This is a genomic window from Ruegeria sp. AD11(2025) (genome assembly GCF_056542405.1).
Genome location: NZ_JBQFZU010000172.1, coordinates 1 through 519, shown reverse-complemented (window position 1 = coordinate 519; position 519 = coordinate 1). Strand labels below are relative to the sequence as shown.

At 58.2% G+C, this 519-nt stretch carries 1 protein-coding gene; it reads left to right on the top strand.

The genetic code is table 11. From position 1 onward, the window contains the following. Positions 1–53: 53 nt before the first annotated feature. Positions 54–519, top strand: a 466-nt coding sequence (locus tag ACR1XY_RS24940) for a metallophosphoesterase (protein ID WP_480597576.1), incomplete at its 3' end; no start/stop codon positions are given.

Here is a 519-nt window from a genome sequence, read left to right as displayed (position 1 = left end):
CTTCCTCGACAATCTGGTGAACTGGGAAAACGTCGCTTCGCGGATGTGATCCTTTGACCCGGCGCGGGTTTATCAAAGGCCTGCTGGCGGTGACGCTGGCAGGCTTTTTTGCTGCCTTATACGGCTTCTTCATCGAACCCGCGTTGCGACTTCGCGTGCGCAAATGGCGTCTGCGGCGGTCGGACTGGACAGCATCGCCCCTGCGGATCGCGGTTTTGGCCGATCTGCATGTCGGCGAACCTCATGTCACGCTGAAGCGCATTCAACAGATTGTGCGCCGGACCAATGCGCTGTCACCGGATCTGGTTTTTTTGCTCGGAGACTATGCGGCGGGCTATAAGATGGTGTCGCGCCCGGTGAAAATCGCGGATTTAGCCCCGGTATTGGCGGAATTGAAGGCCCGATATGGCGTCTTTGCGGTTCTGGGTAACCATGACTGGTGGGATGATCTGACTGCGCAGAAGCGGGGCCATGGACCGAACCTGTATGCGGACGCATTGGAGCAAAATGGCATCCCGG